Source organism: Methylobacterium haplocladii, assembly GCF_007992175.1.
GTDB lineage: Bacteria > Pseudomonadota > Alphaproteobacteria > Rhizobiales > Beijerinckiaceae > Methylobacterium > Methylobacterium haplocladii.
The window spans coordinates 99195-120680 of record NZ_BJZT01000014.1 but is presented as its reverse complement, the minus strand read 5'-3'; the positions used below and the strand labels follow the sequence as shown (position 1 = coordinate 120680).

Genomic DNA, 21486 nt, shown 5'->3' with positions numbered 1-21486 from the left:
CGGGGCTCACGAAAAGATCAGGGTCGAGAGCTGGCGACGCCCGCGGATCGCGGCCGGATCCATCAGGCCCCAGGCCTCGAAGAACTGCAGCAGCTGCTTGCGCGCGGCCTCCTCGTTCCAGGTACGGTCGCGTCGGGCGATGGCGACGAGCTGGTCGACGGCCTCGTCACGCCGGCCGTTGGCATTGAGGCCGAGGGCCAGATCGAAACGCGCCTGATAGTCGTCGCCGTTCGCTTCGACCTTCTGCTGGAGCGCGGTGAGGTCTCCGAGGCTCTCGGCCTGCTCGGCGAGTTCGAGGGCGGCACGCACGCCGGCCAGGGCCGGATCGGCGGTCTTCTCGGCCGGCACCATCTCGAGCACCTGCCGGGCATTGGCCGGCTGGCCGAGATCGAGCTGACCCTTGGCGAGGCCGGCATAGGCGCGGACGTTGTCCGGCTCCTCGCGGATGACGTGCGTGAAGATCTCGGAGGCCTGGGCGTGGTCGCCCTCGCCCGCGAGACGGTCGGCCTCTTGGAGCAGCTGGTCGATCTCGGACGGACCGATCAGGCGCATCACGAAGGCCTTCACCTCCGCCTCCGGCACCGCGCCGCTGAACATGTCGACGGGACGCCCACGGTCGAGCGCGATCACCGCCGGCACGCCTTCGAGCCCGAGTTGCTGGCCGATCTGGCTGAACACGGCCGGATGCTCGTCGACGTTGAGCCGGACGAGCTTCACCTTTCCGCCGGCACCCGCGACGATGCGTTCGAGAACAGCGGACAGGGCCTTGCACGCGGGTGAGCGCGGGGACCAGAAATCGACGAGGACGGGCTGGTTCATCGACTCGGTGATGACGTCCTGCCGGAAGCCTGCCGTCGTCGTGTCCTTGACCACCCCGCCTGATGCTCCGGCCTTGGCGCCGGTTGCGGGAATGTCGGTGAGCATGGAGCCCTCTGTATCGGAACGCACGGTGTCGGGTTTACGAGCGGATAGATGGGGTTGGACGCGCGTCTGACCAGCCTGCCGGTCCGCGCTCCTGGCGTGCGCTGCGGCTCAGGGCTTCGGCGCGTCCTTCGCCGCGCCGTCGGCCGATTTCGCATCGGTGACGAAGGTGCCGGCGTAGGTCTTCCCCTGGGATGTCGCCTCACAGGTGATCGCCGACTTGTTGGGCGCGGGCGTCGAGAACCGGCACGCCCCGACGGCCGGCGCCGGGGAGCGGGCGATGCCCTCCTTGCTCGACTGGCCGGGCGTGACGAGGTTGACCGGCTGAAGCTGCTCGGTGAGTTCGGTCGCCTCCTGCACGGAGCCGGTGCCGGAGAAGCTCAAGGTCTGACCGTCCCAGGCCGAGAAATCGAAGCTGGTGCGGTTGCCGACGACCATGTTGGTCAGGCTCTCCTTGCAGTTCTGCGTGACGTCGAGGCCGGCGATGACCAGCTTCTCGCAGCGCCCTTCCATCTTCACGGCGGTTTGCGCCTGGGCACAACCGGCGGAGGCCGCGAGGGCGGTGAGAGCGAGCGCCGCGCGCAGGAACGTCGTCGTCATGGCGTGAAAATCCGTGTCCTTCGGGATCGTTGCGGTGAGTCTTGGTACCCGGCGCCGCGCTTTCAAGCGGCCGCGGTCAGCTCGACCGTCACCGGCACGTGGTCCGAGGGCTTTTCGAGGCCGCGCAGGTGCTTCTGCACCGAGGCCGAGACCAGCCGGTCGGCCGCCTGGGGCGAGAGCAGCACGTGGTCGATGCGGATGCCGGCATTCCGCTGCCAGCAGCCGGCCTGATAATCCCAGAACGTGTAGAGCTCGGCTCGCGGGTCGCAGGCCCTCACCGCCTCGGTGAAGCCTTCGGCGAGCAGCGCGCGGAAGGCGCGGCGGGTCGCCGGCAGGAACAACGCGTCCTCGGTCCAGGCCTCGGGGTTGGAGGCGTCCTCCGGCATCGGGATGACGTTGTAGTCACCGGCGAGCACCAGCGCCTCCTCGGTCTCCATCAGCCGGCGCGCGTGTCGCCGCAGTCGCTCCATGAAGGCGAGCTTGTACTCGTACTTCGGACCCGGGGCCGGATTGCCGTTCGGCAGGTAGATCGTGGCGACGCGCACCGGCAGCGCATCCTCGCCGACCACCAGCGCTTCGAGGTAACGGGCCTGCTCGTCCTCCGGGTCTCCCGGAAGCCCGCGCAGCACCTGGGTCATCCGGAGAGGCTGGCGCACCAGCATCGCGACGCCGTTATAGGCTTTCTGCCCGAGGGTCTCGACGGCATAGCCCGCCGCCTCGATCTCCTCGCGTGGAAAGCCGGCATCCTGGCATTTCAGCTCCTGCAGGCAGACCACGTCGGGCTTCGCCTCGCCGAGGAAGGCGAGGAGGTGGCCGAGCCGCTGCTTGATCGAGTTGACGTTCCAGGTGGTGATCCGCATCGGGTCCGGTGCCAGCCACTTCGGTTGAGGCGACCGTCATCGGGCCTTCGCGCCGCGCTGGCAAGGCGGCCACAGCGAAGGGCTTGGGACGATGGATGCATCCTGGTTCGCGCCGGTGATGGCCTATTGCGAACGCCTCGACGGCGGCTTCTGGGCCGAGCCGCTGAACGCGGTCTCGAACGGCGCTTTTATCGCGGCTGCCGGCGCGGCGGTGCTGCGCGAGCGTCGGGCTCACCATCGCGATCCAGCGGCCCTGGTGTTGGCCGCGCTGGTCGCCGTGGTCGGGATCGGCTCGTTCCTGTTCCACACCCTGGCCAACCGCTGGTCGATGCTCGCCGACGTGATCCCGATCGGGCTGTTCATCTACGCCTACGTGCTCCTCGCCATGCGCCGATTCCTCGGCCTGCCGAGTTTTCCGGCAGTGGCGATCACGCTGGCGTTTGCCGGACTCAACCTCGGCTTCGCGGCGATGGCGGATAGGGTCCTCGGGCAATCGAGCGCGGCGCTCACCAACGGCTCGATCGATTACGTGCCGGCGGTGCTGGCGCTGCTCGGAGTCGGCGGCGTGCTGACGCGCTCGACAACGCCTGCGCGCCGGAGGGCCGGGCTGTCGCTGCTCGGCATCGCCGCGCTCTTTCTGCTCTCGCTGACCTTCCGCACGATCGACCGCAGCGTCTGCGCCGTTCTCGCCAGCGGCACCCATTTCCTCTGGCACCTGCTCAACGCGCTCGTGCTCTACCGGCTGATCGTGACGGCGCTCCACTTCGGCGATTCCGAATTCTTATCAGGCGATCTGGATCTGCCGGCGATGCGGAGCATGGCAGGACTGGGGAACCGGTCCCGACGAGCGCGGCCGCGGACGATGCAGGCGACGGCGTCAGGCCCTCCCCGGCCCCGGACACCCTGGACGCTCTGACGGGTAGTCCGGGGAATGGCGGGCTATCGGCCAGCGACGCAAGGCGCCGGCATCGTCTCCCGGAACAAGACTTCGGCCTCGGCGTCGCGACTGCCGAGGATCGACACGTGGTCGCCGGGGATCACCTCGATCCGCGCTCGCGTCCCGGCAGCGGAGGCCAGTTCGCGGGCGAGCTCGGCCGGGACGACGTCGTCGTCGTCGCCGTGGACGATCAGCACCGGCGCCGTGCCGCGCGCCACGCGCAGGTCCGAGCGGTAGGTATCGAGCAGAAAGAGGCCCGAGGGCACGTAAGGGAAATGCACCCGGACCACGTGGCTCATGGAATCGAACGGGGCTTCGAGATAGAGGCCGAGATTCGGCTCGCGCGCGCCCAAAGCCACGGCGATGGCAGCCCCCAGCGAGTGGCCGTGGAGCAGGACCGGCGCGCCGGGCGCTTTCTCCGAGACGAAGCGATAGGCGGAAGACGCGTCCTCGATCAGCCCGGCCTCGCTGGGCGATCCGGTCGAGCCGGGATAGCCGCGATAGGCGATCGAGAGCACGCCCCAGCCCGCCTCCCGCCACGGTGAGCCGCCGAAGCGCGCGGCGTAGGGTTCGGGAAACGAGGCGTTGCCGTGGAAGCTGAGCACCACGCCGCAGCCGGGCCTCGGCGCCGTCCACAATCCGTGCAGCCGCTCGCCGTCGGAGGTCGTCACGACGACGGTTTCGGCTCCCGCCGGCACGGTGTCGTCATGCGGGATCGCCTCGAAGGCGCCCGGATAGATCAGGCGGCGCTGGTAGAAGGCCAGGACGCCGGCCGCAGCCCCGTAGAGGCAGAGGATCGCGAGCAGACCGTATCCGATGATGCGCATGGCCCCGTCAGTTCGCCGACCGGCGCGTGCTTACACCGGGGCGGGAGCCGCGGGGAGGCGTCATGGCCCTTTCCAACGATGTATCGGATCGGGCAAACCCTCGCCCATCGTTTCCGCCATGAGCCGGGTGACTGTAGTGCAGATGCCGCGATCCGGCGGGGCGAGCGACGCCGCCATCCCGAGCTTCAACTTTCTGATGATCCTGCTGACCTTCGCGGGCGCGGGGTTGGCGATCCAGTTCGGCATCGGCGGACAAAAGGGCCTCGCCTTCGTCTTCGTGCTGGCCGGTTGGGTGCTCTCGCTCTGCCTGCACGAGTTCGGCCATGCCTTCATGGCCTGGAAGGGCGGCGACCACGCGATCGCCGGCACCGGCTACCTCACCCTCGATCCGCGCCTCTACATCGATCCGCTGACCTCGATCGTGCTGCCGGTGCTGTTCACGATCCTCGGCGGCATCGGCTTTCCTGGCGGCGCCGTGTTCGTGAACCGGGACCTGCTGCGGTCGTCCGGCTGGCAGTCGGCGGTCTCGCTCGCCGGGCCGGCCATGAACCTCGTCTTTCTGGTGTTCCTCGTGCTGCTCTACCGGCTCGCGAGCGCGGATGCCGACACGATCCGCGCGGTGCTCGCCGTCTCGGCGCTCTATCAGGCCACCGCCATCGTCCTGAACCTGCTGCCGATCCCCGGCCTCGACGGCTACGGCATCATTCGGCCGTGGATCCCGGACGGCGCCCGCGCGGCCGGCGACCAGATCGGCCGCTATTCCGGCCTCGTCATCACCGGCCTGTTCCTGCTCTCGGGGGCCTTCACCCGCGCAATCTTCGGGGCCGGCCTGACCATCACGGCCAATTTCGGCTTCGCGCCGCAGGACGTGGTGGCCGGTTATCGGCTGATGCGGCTCTGGTAGGCCGATCGCCTCCACTGCATTGACAAACCTGGCCCGCCGCCCGAATCTGGAACCGTTCCGAGGGGGGCCCCGCATGGGGGCTGAGATTGGGCGCGTCGCCCTGACCCTTGAACCTGATCCGGCTCGTACCGGCGGAGGGACGGGAACGGACGGCCGGCGCGGAGAGCGCGCTGCCCCTCTTGCCGTATCGTCGCCGTAAAGCGGGTCGCCTCCAACGCCAGGAGCGACACACGATGAACGCACCCGTCCGTCCCAAAGACCTTCCGAGCGGCACGCCCGCCAGCGTCACCACCGGCCCGATCCAGGGTTCGCGGAAGGTCTACGCCGCCGTTCCCGGCCGCGACGACATCCAGGTGCCGTTCCGCGAGATCGTGCTGAGCGATCCGAACGAGCCCTCGGTGCGGGTCTACGATCCGTCCGGCCCCTACACCGAGACCGACATCCGCATCGACCTCGAAGCCGGCCTGCCGCCGGTGCGCGACGCCTGGATCGCGAAGCGCGGCTACGCCACCGTGACACCGCGCGCCGTGAAGCCCGAGGACAACGGCTTCGCTTCCGAGGACAAGCTCGTCGCCCCCTGCCCCGCCGAGCGGGTGATCCGCCGGGCCGAGGCCGGCCAGCGCGTCACGCAGTACGAGTTCGCCCGAGCGGGCATCGTCACCGAGGAAATGATCTACGTCTCGCATCGCGAGAACGCGTGTCGCGAGCAGATGCTGGACCGCGCCGAGGCTGCGCTCGCCGACGGCGAGAGCTTCGGCGCCTCGGTCCCCCCGTACATCACGCCGGAATTCGTGCGCGAAGAGATCGCCCGCGGCCGCGCGATCATCCCGGCCAACATCAACCATCTCGAACTCGAGCCGATGGCGATCGGCCGCAACTTCCTGGTGAAGATCAACGCGAATATCGGCAACTCGGCCGTCACGTCCTCCGCGGCGGACGAGGTCGAAAAGCTGGTCTGGTCGATCCGCTGGGGCGCGGACACGGTCATGGACCTCTCGACCGGCCGCAACATCCACAACATCCGCTCGTGGATCGTGCGCAACTCGCCGGTCCCGATCGGCACCGTGCCGATCTATCAGGCGCTGGAGAAGGTCGGCGGTGATCCGCTGAAGCTCGACTGGGAGGTCTTCAAGGACACGCTCATCGAGCAGGCCGAGCAGGGTATCGACTACTTCACGATCCATGCCGGCGTGCGGCTGGCACACGTGCCGCTGACGGCGCGGCGCACCACCGGCATCGTCTCGCGCGGCGGCTCGATCATGGCGCGCTGGTGCCTCGCCGGGCACCGCGAGAGCTTCCTCTACGAGCGCTTCGACGAGATCTGCGACATCATGCGGGCCTACGACGTCTCGTTCTCGCTCGGCGACGGCCTGCGCCCCGGTTCGATCGCCGACGCCAACGACGCGGCGCAGTTCGCCGAGCTGGAGACGCTGGGCGAGTTGACAAAGATCGCCTGGGACAAGGGCTGCCAGGTCATGATCGAGGGCCCCGGCCACGTGCCGATGCACAAGATCAAGATCAACATGGAGAAGCAGCTCGCCGAATGCGGCGAAGCGCCGTTCTATACCCTCGGCCCGCTGACGACCGACATCGCGCCGGGCTACGACCACATCACGTCGGGCATCGGCGCGGCGATGATCGGCTGGTTCGGCACGGCGATGCTCTGCTACGTCACGCCGAAGGAGCATCTCGGCCTGCCGAACCGCGACGACGTGAAGACCGGCGTGATCACCTACAAGATCGCTGCCCACGCCGCCGACCTCGCCAAGGGCCACCCGGCCGCGCAGCTGCGCGACGACGCCCTCTCGAAGGCCCGCTTCGACTTCCGCTGGGACGACCAGTTCAACCTGTCGCTCGATCCCGACACGGCCCGCAGCTACCACGACGAGACCCTGCCGAAGGACGCCCACAAGGTCGCCCATTTCTGCTCGATGTGCGGCCCCAAATTCTGCTCGATGAAGATCACGCAGGACCTGCGCGCCGACGTCCTCGCCATGGAGGAGGCCGGCATCGTCATCGGTCAGGCGCAGCCCATGAGCGACGCCGAGCGCAAGGCCGGGATGGCCGCGAAGTCGCAGGAGTTTCTGGACGAGGGCGGCAAACTCTACGTCGACGCGGCGGAATAGCCTCGAACATCGCATCGGCGCGCCCTCCGAGGCGGGCCGGTTCGATCTCGCTACAAATGTCCCGACGCCGTTAACGCCGCGTAAGCACTACTCGAGGTTGCCGGGGGACAATCAAGTGGCGTTAAGAATCGGATGACCCCGAGCGGTAAATCCTCCGACGTTGCCCCTCGTATTCCGGGAGCATGTCATGGATCCGATTCGTCCCGTCATCAGTTTGCCGCCGCTCGCGGCCATCGATCCGCCCCCGCGCGTCGGCGACGCCGACCGCGGCAGCGATGAACGCCGGCTCGACCCGGCCGTCTCCCTCGACATCAGCCCGAACGCCGGCAAGTCGCAAAGGGCAGAGACCGAGCGCCGGGGCTTCGAGCGCGATCTCGACAGCCAGGCCTTGGTCTACCGCATCACCGATTCGATCAGCGGCGATGTCATCGTGCAGATTCCGAACGAGATCGTCATCAAGGCGCGCGTCTACGGGCGCGAGCAGAACCCTCCCGTGACCGGCGAACGGGTCGAGAAGCGCGCCTGAGCGGCGCGCTTCCGTGTTCGTCGCGGATCAGGAGGCCGACGGCACCGGGCTGCCCTGCAGGCCCGCGGCGAGATGGTGGTTGAGGGAAACGAGGGCGTCGAGCTTACGGGCCGACGGCTCGATCATCACGTCGATGATCGTGCGGAACACGTACACGGCGATGTTCGTGACGTTCTGGCGGATTTCATCGGGAAGCGGGTTGGTGGGATCCGCGACGGCGCCGGCCAGGATCGTCCAGACCTTCTGATTGAACATCAGCGCCTCGTTCAGCCCGGCCGAACTCGACAGTTCCTGTCCTGAAAATGCCTGAAGGCGGCCTGCGGCTTTCAGGAGCACCGCGGCCTCGGCCTCCCGCGGCGACAACGCGCTCCGCGCGACTTTTGCGTATGCGTTCGCCCCTTGCATCATCGCCCTGGCGTCTCCTCGCCCGGAGGGTTGGCCCGCCCGGTGTATTCAGATCTCGCATGCCGGATGTTAAAAAATCCGCACCAATGGAACGCCTGCCGCAATGGCGCCCGCTTGGTAAGCCATACGAAGACTCAAGAGCGTGCGGCGCGATCGAGCCTGGACCCGGCCTGCATGATGAACTTCCTGCTCGGTCTCGTGGCCGGCAGCCTGATCGCCTGTATCGCGACGATCTCTGCAGCACGCCATCCGGACATCCAGGCCCGCCTGGGACTCATCCCGCCCGCGCCGGCTGCGCTCGTCGAGGCGCCGACCCGCAAGGACGTCCGCTGTGTGGTGCCTGCGAAGACCGAACCTGTGCAGGCCACGGCGGCGCAGACCGATGCGCTCTTCTCCCGCCGCCGGTTCTGGTACGTGGCGCCCTGACGCTCGACGCGCTCAGAAACTGCGGACGAGAAGCATCAACATCGTGGTGGCGGCCGTGGTGCTGAGGAAGCCGCACAGGGCCGCCGCGAAGGATGGGCCGGTCGAGATCGTCTCGGAGGGGCTGAGGGTGTTCATCGCGGTGCTCTTGAGGTCGGTGCGTCGGGCGGATCGACGTGGATACGAACTTGACCGTGCCGCAATCCGGTCCGGTCCGGCGTGCGGGGGCACACCCGACCGGAACCGGAGGCGGAAAACAGGGATCAATCGCAGCGGTTTACGCGCTTGGCGAGACGAAGGTTTCGCAACTCGCCGCGGATATCGATGGAGGTGATGGCGCTACCGCAATCCTCGAACGCGCCTTGCGCGTCGTGGTAGCGGTCGCCGACTTCGTCGAGGGTGTCGCAGACGCGGTCGTGGTTGCCGAGGCGTGCTTCCTGGCGAGCCTGATAGCGGAGCGCACTCGCCTCCTGGACTTTGCGCTCGCCTTCCACGCAGGACGGGAAGGCGGAGACCGGGACGGCGAAGGCCGCGAGGAGGATCGTGGCGAGGCCGGCGGAGAGGATCGTGTGACGCATGGTCGTAACACTCGAAGCGGTGACTGCGGGATCGGTCCGTATCCGTCAGTAACGGCGTGACCGATGGTTGCGGTTCCGAACCCATGAACGGCCAAGCTGCCGTTAGGTTCCGGCTTTATCCGGCAGCTTCTTCGCAGTGCGGCGACGTCGGCGTGATGTCAGCAACCCGTCGAGCGTCACCGGCGTGAACCCCATCGGGTCGACGCCGACGTCGTATTGGCGCGGCATCGGCGCCAGCCGGCCATGCGAGTGTCCATGCAGGTTGAGGGCGCCGCGCCCCATGCCGTTCCAGGTCCGGAAGGCGTAGTGGCACAGCACCAGCCGCCGCTCGTCCACGACGATTTCGGCATAGTGCCCGACAGAGGCCCAACCCGGCGCCGCAAGGGTCGACGGCCCGTCGTTGTTGCCGACGATCAGGTGCTTTCGGCCGGCGAGCGATCCCAGAAGCGCATGGACGCGATCCGGCGGCGGTCCGAGGGCGAAGTCGCCGAGATGCCAGACCTCGTCGTCGGGCTCGACGACGGCGTTCCAGGCTTCGACCAACGCGGCGTCGTGCGCGGCCAGATCGGGGAAGGGCCTGCGGTCGATGCGCAGGCCCCTCGGATCGCCGAAATGCGTGTCGCTCGTGAAATGGACGGCCACGGCCACGCTCCAACCCGATCCGGAACAACGTCGCCCTGGCCACGAGGCTCCCGGATCAGCCGCCGGGGCTGAACCGGAGCGGCACGGTGACCGAGAGGCTCGCGCCGCCGAACCCGGCCGGCGCCGGGGGCAGCGAGCCCCGAACGGCGGCGAGTGCGGCGCTGTCGATGGCGCCGACCCCGCTGCTGCCGGCGAGGCCGGCCCCGCTGACGGCGCCCGAACGGCTCACCGTGAACCGCACCGTGGCGACGCCGCCGGAGGTGCCGGCTGCGGCGTTGCGGTTCATGCGGCCGCGGATCGAGGCCGCGATGGCCGCCTTCCACGCCGCCATCGCGTTCGGATCGTTGCCGCTGGCGCCCGTTCGGCCACCATTCGCCTGCGAGGCGGCCTGCGACGCATTCTGACGCCCGGTCGCGGCGCTGGCGGCCGCCGCACGGCGCGCCGCATCCTGCTTCGAGCGAGCCTCGGCCGCAGCTGCGCGACGGACTTCCCGGGCAGCTTCGCGCGCCGCGTTGCGCTTGGCCTCGGCGGCGGCATCACGCCGCGCCTCGATCGCATCCTTGCGCCGCTCCTCGGCCTCGGCCTTCCGCCGCGCTTCCAGGATCGCCTTGCGCTTGGCCTCCTGCTGGGCCGCGACCTTGGCCGGGTCAGGCTCGACGGGCTTCGGCGGCTCGGGAGCCTGTGCGATCACCGGCGGAGGCGGCGGTGCCAGAGGCTCGGCCTCCGGCGCCGCGGACGTGATGATCGCGTCCTGGGGCGGCGGCGGAACCACGTCGGGCGGCGTCTCGGGCTGCACCTCGGCAACCTCCGGCGGCTTGACCTCCTCCGGGGGCACCTCCTCGGTCACCGGCGGCTCGACCTTCGCGGTCTCCTCCGGCTTCGCCTCCGTCGGGGTCTCCGCGACATCGGGGGCCGTCGCATCGGGCGGATCGCCGACGGGCTTCGCCTCCTCGGGTGCTTCCTGCGAGGCGGCCTGCTCGGACGGCGCCAGCGTCTCCATCGCCGTCATCTCGGGCGACAGGTCGATCGAGATCTGTTGTTCGCCGGGCGGAGCGGGCGGAGTGAGATGCAGGAACATCAGGCCGACGAGGGCGGCGGCGTGTAGCACCAGCGCCACGGCCAGCGCCGGCAGAAGACCGCCCTGGCCGCCGCGTTCGGTCAAATCTGTAGAAACGGACGTGGTCATGGGCTCAGCGCGCCGCCCCGCCGGCCGGTGCGGCTGCAGCCGGCGCCGCAGGAGCGGCAGCCGGCGCGGCGGCTCCCGGAGACTGCGCGATCAGCGATACCTTGGTGAAGCCGGCCTGCCCGACGAGACCCATCACTTCCATGATCTTGCCGTAGGGCACCTCGCGGTCGCCGCGCACGAGCACGACCTGCTCGGGATTCTGCGCCTTGAGTTCGCGCAGGCGCGGCATCAGCGTCTCGGTGGTGAAGCCGTCCTTGGCGATGAAGGGATGGCCGTCCTTGTCGATCGAGACTTCGAGCGGCTTCTGGGCCTGCGCCACCTTCGCCGCCGAGGTCTTCGGCAGCTGCACCGGCACGCCGGTCGTCATCAGCGGCGCTGCGACCATGAAGATGATCAGCAGCACCAGCATCACGTCGACCATCGGCGTGACGTTGATCTCCGACATGGGGGTCGCGTCGAGGTCGTCCTCGTCGTCTCCGCCGCTGCGGATCGAGCCCATCGCCATGGTGTCTGCCCTCCTGGGCGTCGGCGGCGCCGCTCAGGCTGCCGCAACAGGTATCCGAGGCGATTCCGGTCCTTGGACGGGTCGCCGATGCTCGTGCGTGCGAAGTGCGCGCCGGCGCCCGATGGGCGCGGCCGGGCGGCGGCTACTCGGCGGCGGCGGCGCGGCTCGCACCGCGCTCGCGGGCGAGGCGGTTGCCGAGAACGCCGATACCGGAGACGAACGAGGACTGGATGCGGCTGACGTCGCCGCTGAGCTTGTTGTAGGCCATCACCGCCGGGATCGCGACGACGAGGCCGATCGCCGTGGCGAACAGGGCCTCGGCGATGCCGGGCGCCACCACCGCGAGGCTGGTATCCTGGCTCTTCGCGATGGACGAGAACGAATTCATGATGCCCCAGACCGTGCCGAACAGGCCGATGAAGGGCGCCGTCGAGCCGGATGTCGCGAGCAGCGGCAGGCCACTCTGGAGACGCTTCACGTCGAGGCTCAGGGCGGCGCGCATGGCGCGCTCGATACGCTCCCGACGCTCGGCGCGGCTCTCGGTCTGGTCGTGATCCCGCCAGGCTTCGAGGCCGGCCTGGACCACGTGGCCCGAGATGCCGTCGGCGTTGCCGTCGATCGCCCCGCCGGTCTTGACGAGGGTGTTGAACGACCTCGCCTGGCTGCGCGCCCGGGCGAGTCTCACGATCTTCTCGAACACCACCGTCCAGCAAGCGATCGAGGCGATGATCAGCACGATCATCACGCCCTTCACGATCGGATCGGCCTGAAGGAAGAGGCCGATGAACGAGAAGTCGTGGGGCACCGCCTCGATCGGTGGGATGGGGGTCGGCTCCATGGGCAGGCTCCTCAAGATCGGTTCACAGGCGACGGGGGCCCTGGCCGGCCCACGTCATGACACTCTGCGCCGGACCCGGCGCATACGATGCGCGTTAGCGAGCGAACTCGGCGCTGGTCTTGGTCGCCGTCTCGATCCGTTCGAGGCAGCTTTCGCGGCTTGAATCGCCGCCCTCGCAGGCGAGGACGTCGTTGAGCAGGACGCGGCCGATCTTCGGGCAGGCTATGCCGGGGAAATCGAACAGGCGGACCACGGTCTTCTTCTCCTGAACGGGTCCGAGTTCGACAGCGAGGCGCTTCTGGGCCACGCCCTCGGTGTCGAAGGCGAAGAGATCGACCTTGAGCGACTTCAACGCCGTGCCCTTGCCGTTGTCGACCAGCAGGTAGGTGCGGCAATTGTCGCCGGCGGGCTCGAGGCGGTTGAGTTCGAGCTTCAGGGGCGATCCGGCGGCGGCCGTCCTGCCGTCCTGCGCGGAAGCGGGCGCTGCCAGCGCGACGGCGAACAGGGAACCTGCGGCGGCGGCACGTCCGATCCGACGAAAGAGCTGTCCGTTGTGCCGTGCGGTCCTGGCCACTTCGAATCCCTGCACCACGATGGCTGTCCTCCTACCAACGGCGGCCCTTGATCGAGCCTGCCTTGTCGAACGTGCCCGGCCGCGCTGTCGCCCCGTCCGAGGCCGGATCGCTGCAACCGCGCCCTGGGTCGTCATTCGGGACCCACCGATCCACCCAAAACCGCACCGGAGGAAACCGCCGGTATCCGGTCCTGCAGGGGCTGCGCCGGCCTGCTCGGGAGCGATGGATCGAATAAGCAGAGTTGTCCGGCGCTGCGGAATGCGGCGTCGGCGGCTGTTCGCTGCACTAACCGAGAAGGGGGAAAGCAATCAAGGGCAGCCGCGAATGTCAGAGTGATTCCAAACTGTTATTCGAAACACGGCGTTGACCGGGGCTGCATGTTTCCGAATAGTCCTGGGATCGATTGCCGATTCATCCCGAAGGTCGTGGGCCGTTCATCACGATCGTCTGATCGCAGGCTTAGCGAAAGGCGAATCGCCGGTGCCGACCGCATCGTTTGCGCAATGCTATGTCAGCCATGCGCCGGCCGCTCGGTGGTGACACGTCTTCGGCATCGACATGGCTCGCGAACTGTCGAAGAGCCGCAACCAAGCCTATTCGCCGTCGTCGAGCTTGCGGCCCTTCTTCAGCGGGGGAGGCTCGGAGACGACGAACTGGCTCGGCACCCAACCCTCGATGCGGTCGTATCGCACGAACAGCCAACTTCCCTTGCGGTCCCCGTCGAAGTCGATGCCCCGGCCATCGGGCGGGATGATGCCGACGACCTTGCTCAGCTGATCGGGCAACTCGCGCACGCTCAGCGCGTCGTTCGACGCGACGCTGACGACCCGCAGTTTGTCTCCTGCGCTCAAGGCCGATGACGGAGGCAAGGTCATGCCGGGTGGCGGCGTGTAGGTCGGCGGCGGCGACCCATGTGGAGATGGACTGCCGAAGCCGCCGACGCTGCCCGGATCGACGAAAAGACGTCCGCCCATCGCCGAACCGAGCGAGGCCGACATCAGGATGGCGATACGCTCGCCGTTGAGGTTGCCGCGCGCGTTGTTCCAGAACTCGGTGAAGCCGAGGATTCCGGTTCCATCGATGTGATAGCGACGGTAGGCGTCGATCCCTTGCGGCGACGTCGACGAGATCACGTACCAATCGTCCTTCATCACCGAATAGTGGACGATGGCGCCCTTGCTGCGCAGCGCCTGCAGGGTGTCGAAGTACTCCTTATCGATGTATTTCCCTGCAAAGTAATTGTAGTGGATCTCGAGCCGCTCGTCGGGATCGCGGAACGAGACGCCGTTGCTGTTCGGGATCGGCCGCAAGCCCATTCCCTGCGGAATCCAGATCGGTCGTCCGCGATAGGGATGCGGAACCTCTCGAAAGCCCCACTGGTCGAACAGGGGCCGCGTCGCCACGGAGAGCCGATCGAGCGTGCCGGCATCCGGGTAGCCCGTTGCCGCGAGGGAATTGCTCGCCTGGAATGCCTGTATCGCGTTGAACGTCGTCATCTGAAAGCGCTCGGTCGGCACCGCATTCTGCAGACCGGCGGCAATCAACGACACCTGTGCGACTATACGTTCGCGTAGATCCAGCGATGCGTTGAAGATCTGCTCCGCAACGAAGAACGTGGCGGGTCTTTGAGCTGCAATGACTGGCGAAGCCAAAGTTAAAGCCAGTGCAACACCCAACACACCCCGCATCGTCGACTCCAACAGCGCTCGTTCGACAGTGCTGCCACAAAATTCTAGGTTGCAACAGTCCTGAAACCGGGCGGTGCGCAGCCGAGTTGCCGAATGCCGAAAAGAGACGTGACGTACGGAGTCGGGTAGGCTCCGGGCGACATCCGATGCGGCGGAATGTCAGGGGCCGGCACGAGCTCGGTCGCAAAGGGTCCGACCGACATGGAAAAGGCCGGGGCTTTCGCACCCGGCCTCTCCTCGGAACGGAACCATCGGCTCGTCGCCGATCCGCGTCGCATTGGTCGGAGTAGCAGGACTTGAACCTGCGACCCCCTGTCCCCCAGACAGGTGCGCTACCGGGCTGCGCTATACTCCGTCACATCCGTTCCGGCGCCCCGAAGGGCTCGGCGCTCTTAGCTTTCGGCCGGGTCCGGCGCAAGCCCGAAAGGCGTCGGGACACGGTCGCCGCGGCGGGCAGGCCGGTCCAATACCAACGGCCGTGGACTTTGACTCTTCCAGCTTTCGGCCATTGGCAAGCGCGAACGCGCGCCGCAGCCCCTGCTGCGAGCGCCTTTGACCGGTCACGGTCAAAGGCCACTGGTATAAGGACCATCGTCCAGCCCTGCGCCAACGGAGACCCATGACTGCACGCGCCATCGCCTTCGACCTGACGCGGCTGATCGTCCGTCTGCGTCATGCCAGCCCGACGGGCATCGACCGGGTCGATCTCGCCTATGCCCGCCACGTGCTCGCCGGCGAGGGGCCGCGCTTCGGGCTGGTGACGAGTGCGTTCGGGCCGCGGGTGATCGACCGGGAGCAGGCGCACGCCGTCGTGGAGGCCGTTGCCGCCGGCTGGGTCGAGGACGTTCGCGCCGAGGACGATCCGGTCTATCGCCGCCTCGTCGGCGGTCCGAGCGAGCAGGCGACGCCGGCCGGCGCGCGCCGCGACGCGCTCCGGCGCCGGCGGGTTCAGGCCGGGACGGCGCTCCGAACGCTGCGTGGCCGGGGTATCGAGGCGCTGCCGCCGGGCACGGTGTACCTGCACAGCGCCCATCTGCGCCTCGACCTGCCGGGCCGCTTCGACTGGCTCTACGGCCGCCGCGACATCCGGCCGGTCTTTTTCGTGCACGACCTGATCCCGATCTCGCATCCCGAATACGGGCGCCCCGGCGAGTCGGTCCGTCACGCGCGACGCATGGAGACCATCGCCCGCCACGCGGCCGCGGTGATCGTGAACTCGACCGACGTCGGCGCGCGGTTCTCGGAGCACCTCGCCACGCGCGGCTTTTCCGCCAAGCCGATCACGGTGGCTCCGCTCGGCGTCGAACCGGTGTTTTCCGCGCGCGACGGCGCAGCGCCGCGTTTTTCGCGGCCGACCTTCCTGATCTGCGGAACCATCGAATCCCGTAAGAACCACCTGATGCTGCTCCAGCTCTGGCGCGATCTCGCCGAGCGGCACGGCGCCGGGACGCCGCATCTCGTCATCGTCGGCCGGCGCGGCTGGGAGGTGGAGAACGTCATCGACCTGCTCGAGCGCTGCACGGCGATCGCCCCGCATGTCACGGAGGTCGCGGGTCTTTCGACTTCCGGCCTCGCCCGGCTGATGCGCGGCGCGACGGCTCTGCTGATGCCCTCCTTCATCGAGGGTTACGGCTTGCCGGTGGTGGAGGCGGCGGCGAGCGGTTTGCCGGTCGTCGCCTCCGACATCGCCGTCCATCGCGAGATAGGCGAAGCGTTCGCGCATCTGCTCGACCCGCTCGACGGCCAAGGCTGGCGAGGCGCGATCGAGGCGTTGAGCGTGCCGGACTCTCCGCTGCGAATATCCCTCGCGGCGCGTCTCGACGGATACCGGGCCCCGACTTGGCCAGACCACCTCCGAACGCTCGATACCGCCATCGCGGCTCTCGACGGGCCGTGACGCCACCCCGGCGCGCCAACTTGCTTCGGGCTGTGCTGACGAATATGGGAAACCGTCAGCATTCGCGGTCGCCGGCCTGTGGTCTCCGCCGGTCGTAGTCTTGGTCCACGCGCTGGACCGTTCCCAACAACGAGGCTCGCACGCGATGACCATCGTCGATGTCGACCGGGATGCCGTGAAGCAGGGACTGGCCGACGGCTCGATCCTGTTGATCGACGTCCGCGAGGAGCACGAATTCGCGGGCGGGCACATCCCGGGATCTGTCTCGTATCCGCTCTCGGACTTCGATCCTGCGACGCTCAAGGCGCTGATCGAGGGCGACGGGCGCCGCCCGGTCTTCTCCTGCGCCTCGGGCGTCCGCTCGGTCCACGCCATCGCCGCCGCCCGGCAGGCCGGGCTCGACGTGAGCGAGCATTACGAGGGCGCGTTCAAGGACTGGTACGGTTCGGGAGAGCCGATCGAACGCTGAGACGATCGGGCATGCTGCTCCAAATCCGTCCCCGCTCCAGGCCGCTCATTCCGGCGGTTGTGTGCGACACCGCACAACGCGACCCGTCCCGAGCCTCTAGCGCGGGATGAAGGGAACCCAAAGAATGCGCAACGCTCGGCTGTACAGCCTCGTCACGATCGGTCTGACCGCAGCTTTTGCCGCGCCGCCCGCGCTCGCCCAGGCTCCCGGCGCGCCGCCGCCCGGCGTCACTGTCTCCAAGCCCGTCGTCCGTGAGATCGTCGAGCAGGACCAGTATACGGGGCGCTTCGACCCGATCGAGTTCGTCGAGGTGCGCGCCCGCGTCACCGGCTATCTCGACAAGATCATGTTCCAGGACGGCGCGACCGTGAAGAAGGGCGAGGTGCTCTTCGTCATCGACCGCCGGCCCTACAAGGCGGCCCTCGAACAGGCCCAGGCGACACTGACTTCGGCCAAGGCGCGGCTGTCCTTCAGCCAGACGGACCTCGAACGTGCGCAGGTGCTGTCGAAGGGCGGCAACATCTCCGAGCAGGTCACCGACCAGCGCCGGCAGGCCTCGCAGACCGCGCAAGCCGACGTCGACAGCGCCGAGGCGGCCCTGCGCAACGCCCAACTCAACTACGATTTCACCGAGGTGAAGTCGCCGATCAACGGCCGGATCAGCCAGCGCGCCGTGACCGAGGGCAACATCGTCATCACCGACCAGACGCTGCTGACGACGATCGTCTCGCTCGACCCGATCTATTTCGGCTTCACCGTCGACGAGAAGTCGTTCCTGAAATACCAGACGGCGCTCGGCATCGGCATGGGCGTGACCCAGCGCGGCCAGGGCGCGCCGATCATGATCGCGCTCACCGGCGAGGACAAGCCGACCCACAAGGGCACGCTCGACTTCGTCGACAACCGCGTCGACGGCCAGACCGGCACCATCCTGCTGCGCGCCACGGTCCCGAACGCCAACGGCTTCATCAAGCCCGGCCTGTTCGGCATCGTCTCGATGCCGGCGACGAAGCCCTACGAAGCGATCATGATCCCGGACGAGGCCATCTCGGCCAACCAGGACAAGCGCATCGTCTACGTGCTCGGCGCCGAGGACAAGGTCGAGGCGAAGCCCGTGAAGATCGGGCCGATCGTCGATGGCTACCGCGTCATCCGCGATGGCCTGAAGGGCGACGACACGGTGGTGATCAACGGCGTCGCCAAGGTGCGCCCCGGCGCCAAGGTCAAGCCAGAGACCCAGCAGCTGCCGCCGACCAAGAGCTGACGACCGCACCATTCGCCGCGCCAAGATCCGCTATGCCACCGGCGCGGCCGCAGACGAAGACATGAGCCGACGATCCGGACCCTCCGGCGCGGCGGCGGAAGGTTGAGCCGATGCGTTTTGCCCACTTCTTCGTCGACCGGCCGATCTTCGCCTCGGTCACGTCGATCATCTTCCTGATCCTCGGCATCGTGGCCTACGAGAAGCTGCCGGTCTCGCAATATCCCGAGATCGTGCCGCCGACCGTGACCGTGCGCGCGTCCTTCCCGGGCGCGAATGCCGAGACCGTGGCCGCCACCATCGCGACGCCGCTCGAACAGGAGATCAACGGCGTCGACAACATGCTCTACATGACGTCGCTGTCGACGAACGACGGCGCGATGCTGCTCACCGTCACCTTCAAGGTCGGCACCAACCTCGATATCGCGAACGTCCTCGTCCAGAACCGGCTTTCGGTGGCGCAGCCGCGCCTGCCGCCCGACGTGCGCAACCTCGGCGTCATCGTCCGCAAGGCCTCGCCCGACCTGATGCTGGTCGTGCACCTGCTCTCGCCGAACAAGACCTACGACCAGAACTACCTCGCCAACTACATCTACCTGAACATCCGCGACGAGATGCTGCGCCTCGAGGGCGTCGGCGACATCACGATCTTCGGCGGCAACGAATACGCCGAGCGCGTCTGGCTCGATCCGAACAAGCTCGCCGCCTACGGCCTGACCACCACCGACATCACCACCGCTCTGCAGGAACAGAACGTGCAGGTCGCGGCGGGCCAGCTCAACGGGCCGCCGGCCGATCCGAGCGCGGCCTTCCAGCTCGTCGTGCAGTCGCAGGGGCGCTTCAAGACGCCGGAGGAATTCGCCGAGGTCATCGTCAAGGCGCGCGACGGGCGTCTGGTGCGCATCAAGGACGTCGCCCGCGTCGAGATGGGCCAGAAGGACTACACGACGAATTCGTTCCTGAACGCGACGCCGGCCGTCGGCATCGGCGCGTTCCAGCGTCCCGGCACCAATGCGCTCGAGGCGGCCGCCTCCGTCAAGGCGACGATGGAGAGCCTCAAGAAGAACTTTCCGCCCGACGTCGAGTACCGGATCGCCTACAACCCGACCGAGTTCATCGAGGAATCGATCCACGAGGTCTACAAGACGCTGTTCGAGGCGGTCGGCCTCGTCGTCATCGTGATCCTGGTCTTCCTGCAGAGCTGGCGCACGGCTCTGATCCCGGTGATCGCGATCCCCGTGTCGCTGATCGGCACCTTCGCGGCGATGGCGGCCTTCGGCTTCTCGCTCAACAACCTCACCCTGTTCGGGCTGGTGCTTGCGATCGGCATCGTCGTCGACGACGCGATCGTCGTGGTGGAGAACGTCGAGCGCAACATGGCGGAAGGGCTCTCGCCGGGCGAGGCCGCGCACAAGACCATGGACGAGGTCGGCAGCGCCGTGCTCGCCATCGCGCTGGTGCTGGCGGCGGTGTTCATCCCGACCGCCTTCATCCCCGGGATCTCGGGCCAGTTCTACAAGCAGTTCGCGCTCACCATCGCGGCCTCGACCATCATCTCGGCCTTCAACTCGCTGACGCTCTCGCCGGCGCTCTGCAAGATCCTGCTCAAGCCGCACCACGAGCAGAAGAAGCCGAAGTTCTTCCTCGCCCGCTTCGTCGCCTGGCTGGCGCACATGTTCAATCGCGGCTTCGACGCGTTGTCGAACTTCTATGCCGGCACCATCCGCGTGCTGACGACCTATACGATCGGGCTGCTCGCCATGCTCGTCGTCTACGCGGCGGTGATCGCCGGGACGATCCACCTCGTCCAGACGACGCCGACGGGCTTCATTCCGGATCAGGACCAGGGCTACCTGATCGGCGTGGTGCAGTTGCCCTCGGGCGCCTCGCTCGATCGCACCACGGCGGTGGTCAACCACGCCGCCGAGATCGCGCGCGGTGTCGACGGCGTCACCAACACCGTCATCATCGCCGGCTTCGACGGCGCGACCTTCACCAACACCACCAACGCGGCCGTGATGTTCCTCACGCTCAAGGGCGCCAAGGAGAGGGCCGCCGTCGGCCGCAGCGCCGCCGTCATCACCGGCGACGTCCTCAAGGCGACCGCCGGCATTCAAGAGGCCCGCGTGATCGTGATCCCGCCGCCGCCGGTGCGCGGACTCGGCCAGGGCGGCGGCTTCAAGATGCAGATCGAGAGCCGGCAGTCGTCCGATATCGCGCCGCTCCTGGCGGCGGTGAACGAGGTGCTTGGACAGGCCAATCAGAGCAACGACGTGCAGCGGGTCTTCACGACCTTCGCCAACGACACGCCGCAACTCTATCTCGACATCGACCGCACCGTGGCGCGCATGCTGAACGTGCCGCTGACCAACGTCTTCAGCACCGTGCAGGCGGCGCTCGGCGGCACCTACGTCAACGACTTCAACACGCTCGGCCGCATCTATCAGGTCCGCGTGCAGGGCGACGCCAAGTTCCGCATGTCGCAGCGGGACATCGAGCAGCTGAAGGTCCGCTCCTCCACCGGTGCGCTGGTGCCGATGGGGACGCTCGCCACGATCCGCGAGATCACCGGTCCGCAGATCGTGCAGCGGTTCAACCTGTACTACTCGGTGCCGGTTCAGGGTGTGGCGAAGCCCGGCATCTCCACGGGCCAGGCCCTCGACGCCATGGAGCAGATCGCCACCAAGGCGCTGCCCGACGGCTATGCCTACGACTGGACCGAGATCGCCTACCAGCAGAAGGCGGTGGGCAACACGGCGATCTACGTCTTCGCGCTCGGCGTGCTGCTCGTCTTCCTGGTGCTCGCCGCGCAGTACGAATCCTGGGCGCTCCCGCTGGCGATCCTGCTCGTGGTGCCGACCGGCGTGCTCGCCGCCCTGTTCGGCGTCCAGTTGCGGGGGCAGGACAACAACATCCTGACCCAGATCGGACTGATCGTGCTGATCGGTCTCGCCGCCAAGAACGCCATCCTGATCGTCGAGTTCGCGCACGATATCGAGGAGGCGGAGCACAAGGGGCCGGTCGACGCCGCGGTGCATGCCTGCCGCCTGCGCCTACGGCCGATCCTGATGACGGCCTTCGCCTTCATCCTCGGCACCGTGCCGCTCGTCATCGCCACCGGGCCCGGCGCCGAGATGCGCCAGGCGCTCGGCACCGCGGTGTGCTTCGGGATGATCGGCGCGACCTTCTTCGGCCTGTTCCTGACACCGGTCTTCTACGTGGTGATCCGCCGCTTCGTGATCTGGCTCGGCAAGAAGCGCGGCAAGCCGACCGATGAGCCTTCGGGCGCGCATCCCGCACACGGGTAGTGCCGGCGCG

The 21486-nt window shown here is 67.9% G+C and carries 21 protein-coding genes, 1 tRNA gene, 1 pseudogene and 1 riboswitch; of the genes and pseudogenes, 9 read left to right on the top strand and 14 right to left on the bottom strand.

Annotated features, from left to right (window positions below):
* Positions 1 to 6: 6 nt before the first annotated feature.
* The 3 genes from MHA02_RS07915 to xth all read right to left on the bottom strand — a co-directional run bounded on the left by MHA02_RS07915 (position 7) and on the right by xth (position 2381).
* On the bottom strand, positions 7 to 924 hold the full coding sequence (locus MHA02_RS07915; RefSeq protein WP_147078149.1) for a thioredoxin family protein: 918 nt from the start codon (positions 922 to 924) through the stop codon (positions 7 to 9).
* Between the two features lie 108 nt (positions 925 to 1032).
* The gene (locus tag MHA02_RS07910; RefSeq protein WP_147078095.1) at positions 1033 to 1521 is read right to left on the bottom strand and encodes a hypothetical protein; all 489 of its coding nucleotides are present in this window, start codon (positions 1519 to 1521) and stop codon (positions 1033 to 1035) included.
* Positions 1522 to 1583: 62 nt separating this feature from the next.
* Complete coding sequence (gene xth, locus MHA02_RS07905; protein WP_147078094.1) at positions 1584 to 2381, bottom strand: exodeoxyribonuclease III; 798 nt, start codon at positions 2379 to 2381, stop codon at positions 1584 to 1586.
* 91 nt (positions 2382 to 2472) lie between these two features.
* Here xth and MHA02_RS07900 point away from each other — a divergent pair.
* Positions 2473 to 3147, top strand: a pseudogene (locus MHA02_RS07900) (ceramidase domain-containing protein); the annotation flags it as partial.
* Positions 3148 to 3320: 173 nt separating this feature from the next.
* On the opposite strand, the gene MHA02_RS07895 reads toward MHA02_RS07900, so the two are convergent.
* Positions 3321 to 4145: an alpha/beta hydrolase gene (locus MHA02_RS07895; protein WP_147078092.1), complete on the bottom strand. Its 825-nt coding sequence runs from the start codon at positions 4143 to 4145 to the stop codon at positions 3321 to 3323.
* Positions 4146 to 4263: 118 nt separating this feature from the next.
* Here MHA02_RS07895 and MHA02_RS07890 point away from each other — a divergent pair, with 118 nt between their 5' ends.
* The 3 genes from MHA02_RS07890 (at position 4264) to MHA02_RS07880 (ending at position 7701) form a co-directional block, all read left to right on the top strand.
* Positions 4264 to 5049 (top strand): site-2 protease family protein, encoded by a 786-nt coding sequence (locus MHA02_RS07890; RefSeq protein WP_147078091.1) that lies wholly within the window; start codon positions 4264 to 4266, stop codon positions 5047 to 5049.
* Positions 5050 to 5099: 50 nt separating this feature from the next.
* A riboswitch (TPP riboswitch) is annotated at positions 5100 to 5206 on the top strand.
* Positions 5207 to 5282: 76 nt separating this feature from the next.
* A complete protein-coding gene (thiC, locus tag MHA02_RS07885) occupies positions 5283 to 7175 on the top strand; it encodes a phosphomethylpyrimidine synthase ThiC (RefSeq protein ID WP_147078090.1) in 1893 nt (630 codons plus the stop codon).
* A gap of 187 nt (positions 7176 to 7362) precedes the next feature.
* A complete protein-coding gene (locus MHA02_RS07880) occupies positions 7363 to 7701 on the top strand; it encodes a hypothetical protein (protein ID WP_147078089.1) in 339 nt (112 codons plus the stop codon).
* Between the two features lie 27 nt (positions 7702 to 7728).
* Here the strand turns inward: MHA02_RS07880 and flaF are convergent, their stop codons facing one another.
* Positions 7729 to 8106 carry a flagellar biosynthesis regulator FlaF gene (gene flaF / locus MHA02_RS07875; protein ID WP_244612410.1) on the bottom strand — a complete coding sequence of 126 codons (378 nt, stop codon included), beginning with the start codon at positions 8104 to 8106 and terminating at the stop codon, positions 7729 to 7731.
* A gap of 177 nt (positions 8107 to 8283) precedes the next feature.
* On the opposite strand from flaF, the gene MHA02_RS07870 reads away from it, so the two are divergent.
* The gene (locus MHA02_RS07870; RefSeq protein WP_308619587.1) at positions 8284 to 8532 is read left to right on the top strand and encodes a hypothetical protein; all 249 of its coding nucleotides are present in this window, start codon (positions 8284 to 8286) and stop codon (positions 8530 to 8532) included.
* 12 nt (positions 8533 to 8544) lie between these two features.
* Here the strand turns inward: MHA02_RS07870 and MHA02_RS22835 are convergent, their stop codons facing one another.
* From MHA02_RS22835 to MHA02_RS07830, 9 genes are all read right to left on the bottom strand, one after another.
* Entirely contained in the window at positions 8545 to 8667 is a 123-nt protein-coding gene (locus MHA02_RS22835) for a hypothetical protein (protein WP_280177971.1), read from the bottom strand.
* 125 nt (positions 8668 to 8792) lie between these two features.
* The gene (locus MHA02_RS07865) at positions 8793 to 9107 is read right to left on the bottom strand and encodes a hypothetical protein (RefSeq protein WP_147078086.1); all 315 of its coding nucleotides are present in this window, start codon (positions 9105 to 9107) and stop codon (positions 8793 to 8795) included.
* Positions 9108 to 9209: 102 nt separating this feature from the next.
* Positions 9210 to 9749, bottom strand: coding sequence for a metallophosphoesterase family protein (locus MHA02_RS07860; protein ID WP_147078085.1), 540 nt, complete (start codon positions 9747 to 9749; stop codon positions 9210 to 9212).
* A gap of 55 nt (positions 9750 to 9804) precedes the next feature.
* Positions 9805 to 10911 (bottom strand): energy transducer TonB family protein, encoded by a 1107-nt coding sequence (locus MHA02_RS07855; protein ID WP_373866683.1) that lies wholly within the window; start codon positions 10909 to 10911, stop codon positions 9805 to 9807.
* Between the two features lie 28 nt (positions 10912 to 10939).
* The gene (tolR, locus tag MHA02_RS07850) at positions 10940 to 11440 is read right to left on the bottom strand and encodes a protein TolR (protein ID WP_147078083.1); all 501 of its coding nucleotides are present in this window, start codon (positions 11438 to 11440) and stop codon (positions 10940 to 10942) included.
* A gap of 142 nt (positions 11441 to 11582) precedes the next feature.
* A complete protein-coding gene (locus tag MHA02_RS07845) occupies positions 11583 to 12278 on the bottom strand; it encodes a MotA/TolQ/ExbB proton channel family protein (protein WP_147078082.1) in 696 nt (231 codons plus the stop codon).
* Between the two features lie 94 nt (positions 12279 to 12372).
* The gene (locus MHA02_RS07840; protein WP_238180226.1) at positions 12373 to 12870 is read right to left on the bottom strand and encodes a Tat pathway signal protein; all 498 of its coding nucleotides are present in this window, start codon (positions 12868 to 12870) and stop codon (positions 12373 to 12375) included.
* A 576-nt stretch (positions 12871 to 13446) separates the two neighbouring features.
* On the bottom strand, positions 13447 to 14541 hold the full coding sequence (locus MHA02_RS07835; RefSeq protein WP_147078081.1) for a peptidoglycan-binding protein: 1095 nt from the start codon (positions 14539 to 14541) through the stop codon (positions 13447 to 13449).
* A 278-nt stretch (positions 14542 to 14819) separates the two neighbouring features.
* Positions 14820 to 14896 (bottom strand) — tRNA-Pro (locus MHA02_RS07830).
* A gap of 264 nt (positions 14897 to 15160) precedes the next feature.
* Between MHA02_RS07830 and MHA02_RS07825 the strand changes: the two genes are divergently transcribed.
* The 4 genes from MHA02_RS07825 to MHA02_RS07810 all read left to right on the top strand — a co-directional run bounded on the left by MHA02_RS07825 (position 15161) and on the right by MHA02_RS07810 (position 21476).
* Complete coding sequence (locus tag MHA02_RS07825) at positions 15161 to 16438, top strand: glycosyltransferase family 4 protein (RefSeq protein WP_147078080.1); 1278 nt, start codon at positions 15161 to 15163, stop codon at positions 16436 to 16438.
* Positions 16439 to 16583: 145 nt separating this feature from the next.
* The gene (locus MHA02_RS07820) at positions 16584 to 16907 is read left to right on the top strand and encodes a rhodanese-like domain-containing protein (protein ID WP_147078079.1); all 324 of its coding nucleotides are present in this window, start codon (positions 16584 to 16586) and stop codon (positions 16905 to 16907) included.
* A gap of 124 nt (positions 16908 to 17031) precedes the next feature.
* The gene (locus tag MHA02_RS07815) at positions 17032 to 18171 is read left to right on the top strand and encodes an efflux RND transporter periplasmic adaptor subunit (protein WP_147078078.1); all 1140 of its coding nucleotides are present in this window, start codon (positions 17032 to 17034) and stop codon (positions 18169 to 18171) included.
* Positions 18172 to 18281: 110 nt separating this feature from the next.
* Complete coding sequence (locus tag MHA02_RS07810; RefSeq protein WP_147078077.1) at positions 18282 to 21476, top strand: efflux RND transporter permease subunit; 3195 nt, start codon at positions 18282 to 18284, stop codon at positions 21474 to 21476.
* Positions 21477 to 21486: the final 10 nt, after the last annotated feature.